Source organism: Candidatus Thorarchaeota archaeon (assembly GCA_013388835.1).
In the GTDB taxonomy this organism is placed as follows: domain Archaea; phylum Asgardarchaeota; class Thorarchaeia; order Thorarchaeales; family Thorarchaeaceae; genus JACAEL01.
Genome location: JACAEL010000023.1, coordinates 30,023 through 46,839, shown reverse-complemented (window position 1 = coordinate 46,839; position 16,817 = coordinate 30,023). Strand labels below are relative to the sequence as shown.

Here is a 16,817-nt window from a genome sequence, read left to right as displayed (position 1 = left end):
ATGACCAGCAAACAAAAGGGTTGCTGTGCCAAGCAAGACTCAAGAGATGAGAAACGAGTCTAGTCACTTCTCTGTGAGGCGTTTCAGTCGCGGGAGTAGCAGCCTGCTAAGCAGAGCTCCGTTTGGGATGTGATTGAGTACGGTTCCGACATCAGACAACGTCGCACCCCCAATGGCCAGTAGACAGGCCACGTATACTACAGGGCCTATCACGAATGCCATGATGAAACCAGACAGGGAGTATCCCAACAATACATAGACAACATACTGAGAGATGATAGTAGGTATGCAGCTCGCGACATTGCGAAGTATCACCGCCGATGAGTGGCTTGCCGTGTCGCGGTCTTGAAGCACCAACATGACACACAGGCAAATCATTGAGAGTGTTCTTGATGATGCGGCACCGACAAGTCCCCATGTCGGTATCAGGAGAATACCACACCCAATCTCTATAGAGAAACTGAGGAGGAATGCTGCAAACAGACGCAGTGTTCTTCCTCTGGATACCAGTGAGACCATCTTGACAACAACCACGGGTAGCAGTACGAGACCTATCGCTGCAATCGAAGTGGGGACCGGTGCGATTCCAAGATACTGCGTGCCGCTCAGAATCTCAGTGATGGGGAAGGAGAGTGCCACCATCGAAACGAAGAACGGTGCAAGGACTAGGAAGCAGACCCGTGCAATCCTGGTTTCGTATGCGCAGTAGTCCTCGCTTGGTAGATTGGTCGCTGCAACTGTGAGTCTCGGAATCAGAATCGTGAACAGAACCGAGTATGATACGAAAGACAGTGTTGACGTTGCCATTACCGTGACACTGTACGGTCCTAGGGATTCAACGCCCACAAATCCGAGGACGAGATACTGATCAAGTGAGTCCAACAGGTAGTTCGACATACGATATCCCACAAGCGGAGCTGCATATGTCAGAAGGGCCATCAGCGGAATTCCCGACTCAGCTACTGCAGTGTTGCTCAAGACTCGTCCTGCAATTCGCTGTACAGCTATTGCTGACCCCATGCTGAGGAATACAAACCCCACAAGCCAACCAATGAGAACTGATAAGACTCCCATATACAGTAGAACAAGAATCGAGAACGCCCTGATGACGCTTGAACCAATTGTCAGACCTGCCAGTACTCTGAAGCGCTCAAATCCTTGGAGGACCGAACCCAGCGAGGTTGCCATGTTACCGATGGGGACAATCAGCACAAGCAGGAGGACAAGAATACCCATGCTCGTGCTGTTGAAGAGCAGTATTGTGAGAGGACTGATTGCCAGTAGGAGGACACCACTTATTCCCAACGAGATTGCAGCTGTGGACGCAAGTCCCTTCACTATTGCGTCTCGTGCCATTGAGGCATCACCAAGAGCACGTGCTTTTGCAACAAACCTGGGAATTGTCCACTCGAATCCGAAGAGCCCGAGGATTAGCAACAGGTTCATTGTGGTCACAGAGACCTGGTAGAGTCCCAGTTCTATCTGAGAGAACGACCGCGACACCGCAGCATACACCAGGATACTGATGGCAGCACCGAGGCCACTGACCACTGCCATGCCGGTCCTGCCGGACCTGTCTTCTTGACTTGAGCGGTCATCCGTGAGCAGATTCGCCACCTCTTGGAAACTGGGCACCTCGACTGATAGGGAAAGACTATGTGCCCTAGTGCTATCTCTCTACTTTCCATGCGCCTGATACTTCTGAGTCTGGCATGGGGAATGACTATAAGTCTAGTGCTAACGGGTGACGTGTGTTTCCTCAGCTGAAGATGACCATCAACTGCAGAACCCATGAAACAGAAGCGCCGACCGTGAAAGCGATGCAGAATCACATCACATGATGTTCACTGTATGCTGGTGCGGACTATGAGCACGGAACCCGAGCCCTCCGAGAAGAAACATTGGGTCCACTTCAGACGATGCCTCGTCTTCTTCGCCCATCTCATCACGGTAGGGATACTCATTACGATTCCTGCACCTGCAGGTAGTCCAGTCCTCTTGGTACTCAACGGAGTGGCAGGTTTCCTTGCGGTCATATTGATTCCGGGTACCACGCTCCGGGTTCTCCTGCATGACACGATTCCGTCCATTCCCGGTCTCTCGGTCCTCCTCGGGACTCTTGTCGCGATTCTCATCGTCCATATCCAGTTCCTTCTCTCCCTCTTCCTAGGCCTGACTGTACCCTTGAGGGTGTTCTTGGGGGTTTCTATCCCGATACTGGGTGGATTCATGCTTGCAGTTTCTCCCCGGACCGCATCCATTGCGACAGTATCCTACTGGAAGAGGCAATGGTCCTCAGTTGAGAGATACCTGTTCTATGCCTTCTGTCTGGCGTTAGTCACAAGGGTCTTGTTCATGCTCCTAGGCTCGTCCTCTATTGCCCCTGATGCATGCGTGTATTCGGACTATGCGCGTTCCATCCAACAAGGAGTGTTTCATAGCAATCTTCTGAACGACGAGGGTGTCTTCCAGAGGTCTCCGACAACCCATGAGATCTGGCATCAGGGGATAGGGTATGTCTTCGCCATTTCCATGATGCTACTCCCTACTACAGTCGGCGCGCCGATGCTTCTCACGCTGATTCTAGGGAGCATGGTGGTGTTTCCCACCTTTGAAATCGCGGCGCACTTCCTCTCAAGAGAAGCTGGACTGTTTGCGGCGTGCATAGTCGCAATCTCCCCCTCCATGGTCTACTTCTCTAGCGTAGGATATGGCCCCTCGATTTCAACACTTGCAATCCTCGCATACGCGGTTGCATTGATACTGAGAGCCGAACCCGGCAGTCGAGGCACATTCTTCCTGCTCGGTGTATTGGTAGCAATGATAGAGTTCGTCTGGTTCGCGAACTACTATGTGACCTGCATGATTCTGGCAGTCGGTCCTATCCTTATGAGCCCCCAACAGAGATTACAGGGGGCCATCTCTGCAGTCTCAGTCTCGTGCGTTTTACTGGCAAGGATGGTCATTCATGAAGTCCCATTATTCGCTTTCGTCTGGTTGGTAGTACTTGCCCTCTTCATCCTACCCCGTAGACTCGGGTTGTCTTTGCCTGATTGGTACAGGTCATGGCCGCTCTTCCTGTCTCTTGTGGTCAGTCAGGAGTTCCTCCACATCCCATCTCAAATCAGTAACCTTCAGTCGGAGGGTGCAGTTCCGGGTTTCGGTGCGTCAACCCTTCTTGTCTCACTGACAAGCCCCATCAGTCCAGAGTACATGTTGCGCTTTCTGTGCTTTCTTGCGTTTCATTCTCTACTACCTGTCCTTGCCCTGTTCGTAATTGTCATCACCTCGAGGACCCTTAGATATACAGTTCGTTCACTCTCTGTCGTCACTCTTCTCGGATTGTTGGGAACACTGCCTGTCATTCATGTGTTTGAACCACTCATTCTCGAGCAGCTCTTCACAAGTGGGAGATTCTTCCTCTTCCCGGTTCTCATGATCACAATCGTCGCATCAGGAGGCTTTGTCTCACTTGCTTATGACAAGGGTTTCCCCACCCAGCTGAGGTCATCCAGACCGGACAGGAAACGCCTCAGGACCGTTCTCATCTTGTTGTTTGTCAACCTGACGCCGGTGTATCTGGTAGCATACACGGGTCTCTCCTACGTCAACCCAGTTCAAAGATACGGGTGGTATGGTCTAGACACCATTGTGGATGACATCCCGCCCGGGGCCCGAGTCATAGCTGACCGTGCCAGAGAGTTCGCTTGGGTCCACAACCGGACTTCAGTAGTCATGGTCATCCAGGAAGTCCCGACAGACGTGACAACAGTGCTTCTGCTGATAGCCAGACTCAGCATTCAGTTTGAGGCCGACTATCTTCTGATAGACCTGTACACTGTTGACCGCATATATGTACTGAGACCCCTTCTCACAGCACAATACGCAGAGGGAGAGGAGATTGAGTTCGGTGTGGTCACTACCTCGGGTCCGGGAAATCAGTCTGTTGTCTATCGTGTCAGTGGTACAGTCTACCGTGAGAATTCGGCGGATCCTACTCGCAGGAGCGTACGCCTGTTTGAGATGGCGAGGACACCACTCTGAACGCTTCCCTTCACTCCAGTCTGATAGGCGGTCTGTCTTGAATGACCCTTGCAGGGGAACCCACTACGAACTTCCAGGGTGGAATGTCCTTCGTAACGACTGAACCTGCGCCAACTACCGCACCCTCCCCGATTGTCACTCCGGGCAGTACTATCGAGTTCAGTCCGATGAACGCATCATCATGGATTCGAATCGTGCCTTCAACAACTGCTCTCTCAGCACGAGGCGCCATTGCGGTCATTCTCTTTCCGTCGCCCCAAGAGTCTGTCGCGCTGTAGATCTTTGAACCGGATGCTATCGCCACATTGTCGCCAATCCATATGCCCCCTCCGCCATTCAGAACACACCCCGACGTTATATGACATCGATTGCCAATTCTGATTCCCTTGCCCCCCTCAAGTCGAGAGAATGCATCTATCATCACGAAGGAGCCAATCGATACTCTGTCCGGAGGTTCGATGAATACGTAGGGGTCTATTATACAACCCTCTCCCATCCGTCGCAGGTACTTCCTGTAGTACAGCTGTCTGACTCCGTAACCTGCCATGCCTGTCATGTTCTTGACTATGCTTCTGATAGGATCGAATGCGGCCACCCTCATCAGGTGGGCCTTCTGTCCAAGAGAGAGGCCCTTGCCGGGCGTTATCATGTCGGACAGTGCATCACTCAGATAAGACGCCTCATCGTTCCTCATTCTCGTCACTTCAGGGAGGCTGACTTCCCCTTTCAAATAAGACTTTCCGAGTTCTGTCAGATAATGTGTTCCCAAGTCCAAAGAACGCTGAGCTGATATGCAAGACAGAGCACACACACAGGCCATTGGTAACGATGCAGTCCTTGAGGAATGCCGCGGTATCATTGATGCCAGAGGGACTCACATGACTTCCAGAGGAACGCATCCGTTCGACCGTCGAAGACCAGCAGTGTTCCGGAGGCTATGAGCCGATACTGCAGGACAATCCTCAGAAACGCGAACAGGTAGACTCCTGCAGGAAGAGATGCATATGGATGTGGTGGAATGCGATGACCGTGTGATGGGTCAAGTTGTAGGTCCGGTTTCTGTCACATCAAGGCTGTCACCCCGCACTCCATTCCACCAAGTAGTACATGCATGACTCGTGCACGAGTCGCCAGCAGCGACAGCAACATGGATATGAGTAGACTGTGGGGTGATGTGGCCTAGTTGGGCTGAATCATGTCGAAAGATGTAACGAAACCGATTCTTCTCTCAGTCGTCATACCAACATACGGGGTAGAGGAGGCTCTTGCAGACACTGTCAGGGAGGCCGCCAAGGCTGCGGAGACCGCGGTGGGAGAGCAGTTCGAAGTTGTCATACCCTATACTCCACGGCGAGGGGAGACGGAAGATACCATTAGGAACCTGAGAACGCTCCCGGACAGGACCATCATAGTGGTCGAACCAAGACGAGGCTACGGTCGAGCATACATCGCTGGCTTCAAGAGATGCAGAGGAAGACTAATCGTGACACTGGACGCTGACCTCACGTATCCACTGGACATCCTGCCAAGAGCTGTCACGGTGTTTGAGGCCCTGAATCTGGACTTCCTCAACACGGACCGTCTGCAAGTCCATGAGGACTGTGCATTCACATGGTCTCACAACTTGGGCAATAGGGTTCTGTCACGGGTGATGAATCTCCTCTTCAACACTGGCTTCAATGACTCGCAGTCAGGGATGTGGTTGATTCGACGCGACAGTATCGACAAGATGAAGTTCGAGGGGATTCACTGGGAGTTCTCGGCAGAGATCAAGATAGAGGCTCGAATCAGAAGACTCCGCTGTGCCGAAACGCCCATTCGCTATAGAGCTAGGATGGCAGGCAGTACCACGAACAGCTGGAGAGAAGGGCTCAAGATAGCGTTGTTCATGCTGGCGAAGAGACTCGGCGCGGTCAGACTGTTCCATTCCATCATACGCCCCCCGGTGTGATATGTGTCGGAGGACCGCCAGCACACGGACGCCGAGGTCCACACTCATCGATGGTCCACTGTTCGGCATAGGCATCGGATGTTCGTCCTCCATGACGGGGACGGGGACGAATCGTGTATCCGCACACCATGAGACCGTAGCTGACACCTCTGGTCATCTGCATGCTTGAGTCTTCATGTGTCCGATGAGCATATATCTCATTCACAGGATTAGCACCATCGCTGTTTCTGTCACAGAGAGGCAAATCACCAATGACGGAGAAGTCAGAGAGGACCCGGTCGAAGATTGTCTGCACTATTGGTCCCGCTTCTAGAAGCAAGGAGATTCTCGCGGGGATGATTGAGGCGGGCATGGATGTGGCCAGACTCAACATGTCACACGATGACCATGCATCACACAGAAAGACTTTCGACACAATCCGCTCACTAGACGAGAGCATTGCCATCCTGATGGACCTGCAAGGACCGAAGATACGTATTGGAGAGATGAGGGAGCCCGCTACACTACAGACTGGTGACACTTTCACCCTGTCAACAGAGGACTTTGTGGGTGATGCTGAGCGGGTGTCCATCTCGCACAAGGACATTGTTAGAGATGTGAAACCGGGGGACATGATTGCTATCAACGACGGCATAGTGCGACTCACAGTGACGAAGGTACAGGGTACAGAAGTTGTCACCAAGGTCTCACACGGGGGCCCAATCTCAAGCAGAAAGGGAGTCAACGTACCAGGCATCAAGCTCTCATGCGGCATCCCCACTGAGAAGGACCTGAAGGACCTCGACTTTGCGGCAGGACTGGAGCCGGACTTTGTTGCTCTCTCGTTCGTGACCGAAGCGGCAGAGGTGCGCAGGGTCAATGAGATTCTGAAGGAGAACGGTCCGAAGAACGCGGACTTGATATGCAAGATAGAGCACAGGCTGGCCATTGACAACTACGACGCCATCCTTGAGGAATGCCATGGGATCATGGTGGCCAGAGGAGACCTGGGAATCGAGGTGCCCATAGAACAGGTGCCAGTGCTGCAGAGAGACCTCATCAGAAAGGCGAACATCTGGGCAAGGCCTACAATCGTGGCGACACACATGCTCGAGTCGATGACCCACGAGAGACTGCCAACGCGGGCGGAGGTCAGCGATGTCGCCCATGCCATCTTTGATAGGGCAGATGCTGTGATGCTGAGCGCTGAGACCGCCTCAGGCTTCGACCCCGTGGGTGCGGTGAGGATGATGAATCGCATAGTCACGAATGCTGAGAAGAGAATCACCCCGGTAGACCCAATTGACCTCACTTCACCCAAGCGAATGATAGTCGAGGTCATTGCCAACATGGCATATGGGGCAGTCACATTACTCCCCGGAAAGGTGGACAGCATCGTCACGGCTACAAGAAGTGGCTTTACCGCAAGGTGGCTGTCGAAGTTCAGGCCACCCTGCAGCATCTATGCAGTGGCCCGAAACCCCACCGTCATGAGGAAGATGCGCCTCTTGTGGGGCGTCTTCCCTGTCAGATACGACCTGGAACATGACAGTGTCGACGACCTCGTGAAGGAGTCTGTCAGGGCAGTCTGCGCAAAGGGACTGATTGACAGCAGCAAGGACATCGTCTTCACCTCGGGTACAAAGTACACCCCGGGAAGAACGAATGTGCTCGGGGTTTTTCATGTGAGAGACCTGTTGAAAGACTCCACATGACCGCAGCCACACTCGGGTAGGTCCAATGCGTGGCAAGACTAGAATGACCACATTATGATTCGCTGTCCTATGCAGACACCTCTGTCTGCACCGGCCAGCAGACTCAACCGGAGTGCTCAAGACACACCGGTTGGACTACAAGATAGACTCTGAACGCATTCTGAAGAGTGATGCCATAATGAGGGCGCACATGGCGTCAGAGCCGTTGGAACCAAGGTTCCTCTCGACCGTTGACCAGTGCTCCGACTCTGTCTGTGCTGATTCACATCCCTCTATCAGCGTCGTAGGTCTCCTAGAACAAGGTTTTTCTCAGAATCACCAAGCCAGATGCCCAGACACAGGAGCACTGTGAGATGGTGACCAAGATTGTCGTCATAGGAATGGGATACGTGGGAATCCCAGTGGCAGCTCTTCTGGCAGATGTGGATGGTCATGATGTCACCGGGCTCCAGCGGCGGTCTGAACGCTCGGGCTGGAAGATTGACACTCTGAACGCCGGGGAGTCGCCCTTCAAGGGAGTAGAGCCCGGACTGGACGAACTGCTTCACAGGGTGCATACCAAGGGCACGTTCAGAGTGACGGACAATCCCGACGTCTTGTGTGATGCCGATGTCATACTGATTGACGTGCAGACTCCCACGGACGCACAGCACATCCCACAGTATGTCTCTCTGCGCGAGGTCTGTCACCAGATAGGGAAACGAATCAAGAGAGGTGCTCTGGTGGTCGTGGAATCGACGGTTGCTCCCGGCACTACTCAGCATGTCGTGCAGAGAATCATCGAGGAGGAGTCTGGACTCACTGCCGGCGCGGACTTCGGCATTGTCTTCTCATATGAAAGGGTCATGCCCGGTAAGCTCATCCATAACATTGTGAACCTTCCACGTGTGGTCGGAGGCGTAGACCCCCAGAGCACCGAGCGCGCGGCAGACCTCTACTCAAGGATTGTAAAGGCACCGATAAGAAAGACGACAGCACTCACAGCAGAGATCTCCAAGACCATTGAGAACGCATTCCGCGATGTGAACATTGCGTTTGCAAACGAGATGGCAATGGTATGCGAGAGCATGGGCGTGGATGTCTATGAGGTCATCTCCCTCGTCAACGAACTGCCCAGCAGGATGATGCACATACCCGGAGCAGGGGTTGGGGGCCACTGTCTTCCCAAGGACCCATGGCTCCTCAGACACGGTCTCTATCAGTACGGAGACTGGAAGATCGAGCCCGAGTTCATCTCGCTGGCAAGGCGGATAAACGACCACATGCCGCTTCATATGGCCTACCTGATCGAAAACGCACTGGCGGCAAGAGGACGTGAGATGAGGAACTCCATCGTCACTGTTCTTGGGGTGGCATATCTTGAGAACTCAGACGACACGAGAAACACTCCTGCCGGTCCCCTCGTACTGGCACTACAGTCAAGGGGCGTCAAGATCAGGCTCCATGATCCGTATGTGACCGAGTGGGAACTGGCCCCAACAGAGATAATGAAGGACTTGACGGAGGCCGCGCGGGGCTCGGATTGCTTGGTACTTGTCACCAAACACCAAGAGTATGTCAAGCTCAATCTGGAAGAGGTTAGATTGGTAATGCGGACTCCAATAATCGTGGACGGGAGAAATGTGTTCACCACAGAGGCGGTCATGAAACATGGGTTTGAGTATCGATGCGTGGGAAAGGTGGGTGCAAAGCACTGACTGTGTGAGTCAGGGAGTGGTCTCTATCTGGCAAGTGATTGTGAGTCGTTCTTGGGAGCACAGTTGGCCAAAGGGATGCTTCGCTCTGCCGCTGACTGCGAGTCTTCTCTGATGGAGAAGCTGTGTGCTCCTGCATCTTTCGATAGACCGACTAGTAGACCGGATTACAGAACTCAGATGGTTTCAACAAGGAGCAATGTCGCCTTCATTCTTAGCGCTGAACAGGTCTTCAAGGACCTCTGTGTTGAGATCCCACTATTCTCATGATCCAGTCACGGGAGGACATGCCAAGAAACATGAAAGAAGCACCGCTGGACACCTGTCTAGCACAGAGGGATTGCAGGAGCTAGTGGGACTCCCGCCGTGCTTGTGATTTGCACACATGCAAGCGCGAATAGTAGAGATAGCCTCCAGAGAGCAAGGTCATTGATGAGTGCGTGGTTCAGTTCTCTCACTTCAATACTGGCTCACCACCCGATACGTCAACACGTACATGGAATCAACCATCTTGCATTCTCGAATCTAGCAACAGACCTTTCAGAGAGTTCGCAGTCTGACAAAGCGATACACAGGATTCCCAGCTCTCCGAGAAGAACGCACCGGGAATAGTCCTTGAGGCCAATGGCAGTATCGGAGCGCCTCAAGCTCATTGTTTCGATGCTGGACATTACAAGCACCTTGCAGGACAAATCATGAATTGCCTAGCTTCTGCGTGACCGCTGCGACTTCTCCTTCACCTACAAGTGCCATGAGGTCAGAGAATGCGGCAGTTGAGTCAGGCTATCTTCTTCTCCTACGCAGATTGACTGGGAGAGCTATGCCAAGGGATATCAAGAAGACCGAAGTCACCGGGAATAGCCAAGGTGATATCTCTTGGATAGGAAACTCGGCATTCGACCATTCACTCCAGTAGTCGAAGGAGTAGTCAGGTGTTTCCTCAATCTCAAGATATGCTAGGTAGTCTAGGCTTCCAAGAGACAGCAAGTTGAAACTTGAGTTGCAGCTCAAGTTGATGCTTGCGCCGGATCGGGCTGTGAGTGACGGGATCACTTGTTCAAGTATATAGGGCCTCGACAGAGTCATGCCTCCTGGGACATTCACGTGTGGGTATCGTGCAGCAAACGCCGTGCCCCCAACAATGGACATCACAATGGATGAAACATTGGTTAGAATGACGGACTCACAAGACTCGCCATCATACAACTCGAAGGAGACGGGACTGTCGTCTGATGTGTTGAAGACAACAGTGACTGTGCTGGAGGACAGAAAGAGGGATGTTTCGGCGTAGTCGGTGTGAATCACTTGCGCCGGACCCTCAGAGTGTACCACGCATGCTTCCATTCCAGGCAACGTCAGCTGTCTTAGTCTCACATTCTCGAACTTGGTTTCGTTGTCAGGTTGAATGATAGTCAATAACGAAATGTTGGCTGTGTCACCCAAGAATAGATAGGAGGTCGTGAGCGAGAACGGCCCGTGCAGATTGATATTGCCAAGAGAGAATCCGGCCGGAATATGCTCACGGGTTACATATCTCCTGAGAGCCGAAAGGGAATGCCATTGACTGACATTGGCTTTGGGAATCAAGTCTGAAACGATAGCACTCAGAAGGACAAGTACCGCAGTCTTGTTATCGCACGACGCCCAATTGTCCAGTATGCTGTCAACTGAGATGTAGTGAATCTGACCCTTGTCAATGACCTTTGTTAGGACAGCTGGCACACTACCAAGGCTCTCAGACCAGTAGGATACAGGTGCATACATGCTGTAGTTGTCAAACTCGATGACCGGAATGCGGACTGTGAAAGGCATCGCTAACACGTTACCCATCTTCAGAATGCGGGAGGAGTCAACATGGGCACTGGATGATAGATTGAGATAGTCAAATACGAATCCGTCGTGACCGTTTCCAAAGACAACTAGCGACCCGCCATCCTTGAGCCATTCATGAAAGTGCGCACTCATGTTGATGGGTGTGTCGTCATCAATCAGAACAAGACTGTGGGAGGTATGAGTATCCGGATGAAGGGCATAGTGACATTCAGTGCCCGATGCGAGAAGAGGTAACAACAGGCTTGCCAGTCGACTTGAGTTGGCTGGTGTTGTTGTGTCAATCTTGCGGATAGTCATACCATCAATCAGGACTATACCAGGTTCTCCAATTACGAGAAGGCCTAGGTAGACTATGGAATTGAGGTTTGGATTGCCCGCTCTGCGCATCGAGGTCGTTTCATCGATTGTTAGTGATGTTAGTCTGAAACTGGGTACGTTTGTGTCTACATAGCTGTAGAAGAAGTCCGAACTGGAACTGCCTATCCGAACCATGACTGATGCTGAAGTATTGCACTTTAGATAGAAGCGGAGCATCAATCCTGAGCTCGCATTCAAGGATGGAAGTAGCCGATAGGCTACGCCGTTAGTCTGTGTGGTAAGCAGCAGACTACTCGAGCCAAAAAGGCAGTCTTCCGAACTACTAATCGTCACATTACCAAGCGCCGTCCAGTATGAAGGGTTCTCCAGTGAAGTCGAGTCGCCATCTGCCATGAGAGAGAGAGGGTAGTCCAGCTCAGACCCGATACCGCGTCCACCTATGTCGGTAATTGAGTGATTTCCTGTACCAAGATTACCAAGACTCGGCACGCGATAAATAGTCACAAAGTCATTCACGAACACCTTAGGAAGCAAGGGTAGAAACAGAAGTATCGCAGATGTCGGTTCTATCGTGTTTCCGCACTGCGCACTCAGAACATAACCGACGTTGTAGCTAGCCAAGAGCATGAACATCGCAAGAGGATCACGTATGTTAGCTAGGCTAGCGCTTCCGGCAAGAGAACCATAGGTCAACCAGCTGACAGGAACGCCATCAAGTGGGGTGATGGCTTCAAGAAGAGGGATATAGCTCTGTCTGAGGACGAGAACGGCTTCACCGGGCAACGCGTTGTCGCGTATGTACTGCAACCCATCGATAACACCGATAGGGACTGCCGTGTAAGACTTGGACCCCATGTCGTTCCAATAGTAGACCTGAAGACACAGAGTCATGGGGTTCAGGAGAAGCACTGTGAAGACAAGAGCGGTAGTGGTTCTACGACTGGAACTATTCAGACAGTGTTGTCCTATGACTGTGGATAACGAAAAGGCGAGGACCATGGAGATCGATGTCAAGAAACGTGCTTCCAAGTAGGCACTGATACGACTGAAACTCATGTATGTCGACAACTTGGCAAAGGCAAGAAGCGCAAACAGTGGCAACAAGGATATCTTCAAGTTTCGATTGCTATCACCATACGTTAGAATGACGATCGTGAACATCAGAAGAAGTACGCCCATACGTATCGGATACAGATACCAAGGAACTACTTCATAGTATCCCGCCATTGTTGATATTAAACTTGGATGATCCAGAGCAAAGTAGAACACAGCAGAAACCCAGACACCTAGTGGCACTGCCCTCAAGAACAGACTCAGGGATGTTGAAAATGATATCGGGAGCTGTTTCATGACGGCTGACCATGCCACCGAGAGTCGCTTGAATAGTAGGAGAATCAAGGGAAGTCCAAGAAACAGACCAAGCGCGCCTAGAAGAGAGTATAGATAGATTGTGGCAAAAGACATCCCGGATAGGAGGACCAGCAGGAGCGTACCAATCAGTCCAAGGAGTACAGCTCCCTGAATGTGGAGAAAGCCCGTCCCATTAGGTTTCAGTAGGAAAACACACGCTATGAAGACCTCTAGGTACACAAACTCGGGTCCATGATAGAGAAGCAGGACCATGGTGATTGGCACAAGCAATAGACACAGCCACGGATGTTCTGATTCTGTTCGGAGAAATGTGAATGTCATTTGGAGGCCGGCAAACAGCCCCAGATAACCTAGCGTCATGGGCATGAAGTAGTAGAAGTTGGACAGACCACTGTAAATGATTCCATACATTGTCGCCGCAGCTGTGTACGACACTGCCACAGTGGGGTTCATATCTGCTCCGACCACTTGAACCAACCAGACAATCCATTCGAAGCCGCCAGATGTGACAAACAGGTAGGTCAAAAGTGCCGAGGGAAGGGGGGTTCTCCATAAGCGTTCCACTGCCGCATAGAACCCAAGGGTATATAGGAGCGGGGAAAGAAGAGCCAGCAGAATCACTGTGTTCAGTGAGGGGATTGGCGAAATGCTGAAGAGGAGAGCCAGCAACGACCAATACCAGGGATAGTAGCCGGAGGGGTTGATTGCGCTGTTAGGGCCTAGGAGCTTGAGTGCATCCCCATGGTGGCTCAGCATGTCTCCGTGCAGTCCGTAGCTGAAACCCATCTGTATGAGAAGTATGGCGGTTAAGGCGTATGCTGCAGTGAAGAACAGGGCCAAGCTTCTGAAGACCAACACATTGACAATATGCGTACCAGCAGAAGGTAACGTTGTCCGACGGAATCTATACATCTCATACAATACATGAACGGTCGCCAGTGCCGCGCCAACCGAGTTCATCGCCAGAGTGACACCTAGAACGAAGGACACGACATAGCCAGAGAACAAGATGCTACTTGAGCAGGTGAGAATCAGTTGTAGAGAGATTGACAGGATGACCGAAAGGGCAACACGTTCTGCAAAGGAAACTGTGCACCTGCTCGAAAGAGAATTGATGAGACAGAACCCCGGCCAGAAGAGGACGAGACTCAGACATAGTGGGGTGGAGAGGAGACGCAGCAACTCGATGTGACCCCACTCTGTGAAACTTGTCCCATTTGGAGAGATGTAGAACAGGGAAACAGCGATACAGAGGCTCCAAAGCAGAGTCTTGAGCAGACCACCGCAGTTGTGTAGCCAAGTGAGGTCGAAACAGATGGTCCGCTCCCGTCTGTACGCCAAGACGAGGCTCACCGATGCTGAGAGAGAAACCCCAATCATCACGAGTATTGCGATCAAGTCACAATCTCCCTACTACTCGAAAGCGCGGCCACTGCAGCCCCCAGCACATCGCAGTCCATCTCTAATGACTAGAGGCTGATTGGCGGGAAGAGAGCCCGCTGAGCATCATTCCATCCGAATCAAGACAGATGACTTAAATATTGCCCTCCATCAAGTCAAGAGAGCAGCTTCACCTCACACTGCAGTTGGCACCTGAAACAGACCCGTGCATATGGAAGATGGAATGCCTGCATAGGGCTTCAGAACACTGGCGTAGTGTGACACGCATGTGAAACAGACAATAGCCTAAGAAACACAGAGAATGCTTCATCATGATGACACTCCGGGCACACACATGTGGGTACTCATGAAGTGCATCCACAGTCCTTCCGGTCTTCGGACGAGTCTCGCGAGTGTACCAGACTACTGGGGCATATGAAAAGTCCTATTAGCTACACGGGGGCTGCTTCATCAATGACACGGTCTGAAGCCAAGGCGCCTCTCAGAATGGGGATCTTGAGCCAGTGGAGATTGGACGACCTTGATAGGATGCCCGGAAAGCCAATAAGCGAGGCCACATGCTTGTCACGGGAATTCGACAGGGTGGTCTTCATTGGCTACAATAGTGAGGGTCAGTTCCTAAGCAAGCGACTCACCGACTCCATGTTTGTCTATACGGTCCCACTCAACATGACATCCTCGCTGATTCCCACCCTGTTTCATCTCCTAACAGACCTGACAAGAATGGGTACCTTTGTATGCAAGCTGAAGCGATTGCATGAACTGGACTTTGTGAGGAGCGAGAATGCCATCCTCGGAGGCCTGCCATCGTACATGGCTGCACTCCTAGATGGTGTAAAGTACGCCATCTGGTTGGCTGGATCAGAAGAGTCTGTAATACGTATTAGATATGGGAACGGACTTCTCGCCCGTCTGGTCCTTGTATTGCTTCGTTTCCTCAAGAGTGTGATACTGTCGAGGGCAGTGTTCGTGCTTGGCGTTAGCTCGGAGTTGGTCAGTCGGGCTAAGGTCTTGACTCGCGGCCCCGTATTTCACACTCCCAACTTCGTCGACCTGGACACCTTCGTTCCGCCCGAAATGCCTCGCACATATGGCGGAAGAATCAAGTTCCTATATGTGGGTCGTCTCGAACACGAGAAGGGGGTCAGAGTTCTTCTTGATGCAATCGCTGCAATAGCCAATCGGGATGATTTTGAGGTGCAGATTGCTGGTTGGGGAGAGCTCCTTCCACAGGTGCTCGCCGCGCAGAAAGAGTCAGACAAGATTCACTACTTGGGTCGATTCAGCCACTCACAGATGCCACTTGTGTACCATGCTGCACATGTCTTGGTATTGGCTTCACTGACAGAGGGAATGCCTGCCGCCGTGCTTGAGGCGATGGCCACAGGAATGCCTGTCATCGTATCCTCGGTGGGAGACGTTCCCAATGTTGTAAAGAACGGGGTTCACGGCATACTTGTCACTCCTGGCAGCTCAATCGAACTTGCGGAAGCCATGCGCTCGCTACTCGACAACCGGCACTTGCTAGCCGAACTGGCAGGTGCCGCGCGCAGCCGGGCAACTCAGGTCTCTGGCCGCTACATTGAACTCCACAGGCGGCTCTATCTCGGGCTGCTGAAGCACAAGAAGAGAAACCAACCAGTCGCCACGCAACGATCTTGAGAGTCAAAAAGACTGGCCCGCACTTTGGGTGTTGACTCACCCACGCCTTCTGGCATGTGATAATTCACCAGTCAGTGACCGGAAGAAGAGCTGTATCGACTTCAGTAGTACTATCGACAGAAAACTCAGCGAGTAGTAGAACGTATTCTTCACGGCTCTCGACTGTCGATGCGGAAGGTACGTCACGCGTACGGGCACCTCTTTCATCCTGAGACCCCTTGCTGCAACATCAAGGAGCATATCGTGTGTAAAAGTGAAATACCCTATGAGCCTGAGGCCAAGCGCTGCTGGTCTAGAAATCGCTCTGAAGCCGGTTTCTGCATCTGACAAAGACCGCATTGTGAGTGCTCTCATTATTCTGGCTATGATCTTGTTGCCCAAGTGCCGGATGTAGGAGATTCCCCGAGGCACACGCGATGAACTGAAGCGACTTCCTATCACAATATCAGCGGTTCCATCAACGATGGGGGCCACCACCAAGGGTATTTCTGATGGGAGGAATTGGCCATCGGAGTCAATCATACAGATTACGTCAGCGCCCATCTGTAGAGCACATTGAATCCCGTGTTTGATTGCTGCCGCAACACCCATATTCCTGCTGTGCCGGATTATCTTGTCAGCTCCGCCTTCCAGTGCCTCTCTTGCTGTGTTATCGGATGAACCATCATCCACCAACAGAACATGAACACTACTGCTTCCCGGTATCTTCCGAGGGACTGAGCTCACAACCTCCTTTACGGTTGACTCCTCGTTGAATGCAGGGATGACTATCACGCATCGAGCTGCGGGTAAGTGAGACACTGACCCCATTTCCTTCATATGATGAGTCCGAACCGTGCTCGGCTGACT

General features: G+C 52.1%; 9 protein-coding genes. 5 read left to right on the top strand and 4 right to left on the bottom strand.

The annotated features are described in order from the left end of the window. Positions 1–63 precede the first annotated feature (63 nt). Positions 64–1,635 carry an oligosaccharide flippase family protein gene (locus tag HXY34_04855; protein ID NWF95447.1) on the bottom strand — a complete coding sequence of 524 codons (1,572 nt, stop codon included), beginning with the start codon at positions 1,633–1,635 and terminating at the stop codon, positions 64–66. A 231-nt stretch (positions 1,636–1,866) separates the two neighbouring features. Between HXY34_04855 and HXY34_04850 the strand changes: the two genes are divergently transcribed. Then, positions 1,867–4,044 carry a hypothetical protein gene (locus tag HXY34_04850; protein ID NWF95446.1) on the top strand — a complete coding sequence of 726 codons (2,178 nt, stop codon included), beginning with the start codon at positions 1,867–1,869 and terminating at the stop codon, positions 4,042–4,044. Positions 4,045–4,054: 10 nt separating this feature from the next. Here the strand turns inward: HXY34_04850 and HXY34_04845 are convergent, their stop codons facing one another. Next, on the bottom strand, positions 4,055–4,600 hold the full coding sequence (locus tag HXY34_04845) for an acyltransferase (protein NWF95445.1): 546 nt from the start codon (positions 4,598–4,600) through the stop codon (positions 4,055–4,057). A gap of 639 nt (positions 4,601–5,239) precedes the next feature. Here HXY34_04845 and HXY34_04840 point away from each other — a divergent pair. From HXY34_04840 to HXY34_04830, 3 genes are all read left to right on the top strand, one after another. Next, on the top strand, positions 5,240–5,995 hold the full coding sequence (locus HXY34_04840) for a glycosyltransferase family 2 protein (protein ID NWF95444.1): 756 nt from the start codon (positions 5,240–5,242) through the stop codon (positions 5,993–5,995). Between the two features lie 251 nt (positions 5,996–6,246). Next, a complete protein-coding gene (gene pyk / locus HXY34_04835) occupies positions 6,247–7,689 on the top strand; it encodes a pyruvate kinase (protein NWF95443.1) in 1,443 nt (480 codons plus the stop codon). Positions 7,690–8,042: 353 nt separating this feature from the next. Beyond that, positions 8,043–9,386 carry a nucleotide sugar dehydrogenase gene (locus HXY34_04830; protein NWF95442.1) on the top strand — a complete coding sequence of 448 codons (1,344 nt, stop codon included), beginning with the start codon at positions 8,043–8,045 and terminating at the stop codon, positions 9,384–9,386. A 780-nt stretch (positions 9,387–10,166) separates the two neighbouring features. Here HXY34_04830 and HXY34_04825 read toward each other — a convergent pair. Further along, complete coding sequence (locus HXY34_04825; GenBank protein ID NWF95441.1) at positions 10,167–14,303, bottom strand: hypothetical protein; 4,137 nt, start codon at positions 14,301–14,303, stop codon at positions 10,167–10,169. Positions 14,304–14,816: 513 nt separating this feature from the next. On the opposite strand from HXY34_04825, the gene HXY34_04820 reads away from it, so the two are divergent. Beyond that, complete coding sequence (locus HXY34_04820; protein ID NWF95440.1) at positions 14,817–15,968, top strand: glycosyltransferase family 4 protein; 1,152 nt, start codon at positions 14,817–14,819, stop codon at positions 15,966–15,968. A gap of 36 nt (positions 15,969–16,004) precedes the next feature. Here HXY34_04820 and HXY34_04815 read toward each other — a convergent pair whose 3' ends face one another. Further along, positions 16,005–16,742 (bottom strand): glycosyltransferase family 2 protein, encoded by a 738-nt coding sequence (locus HXY34_04815; protein NWF95439.1) that lies wholly within the window; start codon positions 16,740–16,742, stop codon positions 16,005–16,007. Positions 16,743–16,817 lie beyond the last annotated feature (75 nt).

Bases quoted from the DNA above. Each gene is read 5' to 3' on its own strand.
- pyk (NWF95443.1), top strand. From the start codon at position 6,247: ATGACGGAGAAGTCAGAGAGGACCCGGTCGAAGATTGTCTGCACTATT.
- HXY34_04840 (NWF95444.1), top strand. From the start codon at position 5,240: ATGTCGAAAGATGTAACGAAACCGATTCTTCTCTCAGTCGTCATACCA.
- HXY34_04830 (NWF95442.1), top strand. From the start codon at position 8,043: ATGGTGACCAAGATTGTCGTCATAGGAATGGGATACGTGGGAATCCCA.
- HXY34_04845 (NWF95445.1), bottom strand. From the start codon at position 4,600: ATGACAGGCATGGCAGGTTACGGAGTCAGACAGCTGTACTACAGGAAG.
- HXY34_04850 (NWF95446.1), top strand. From the start codon at position 1,867: ATGAGCACGGAACCCGAGCCCTCCGAGAAGAAACATTGGGTCCACTTC.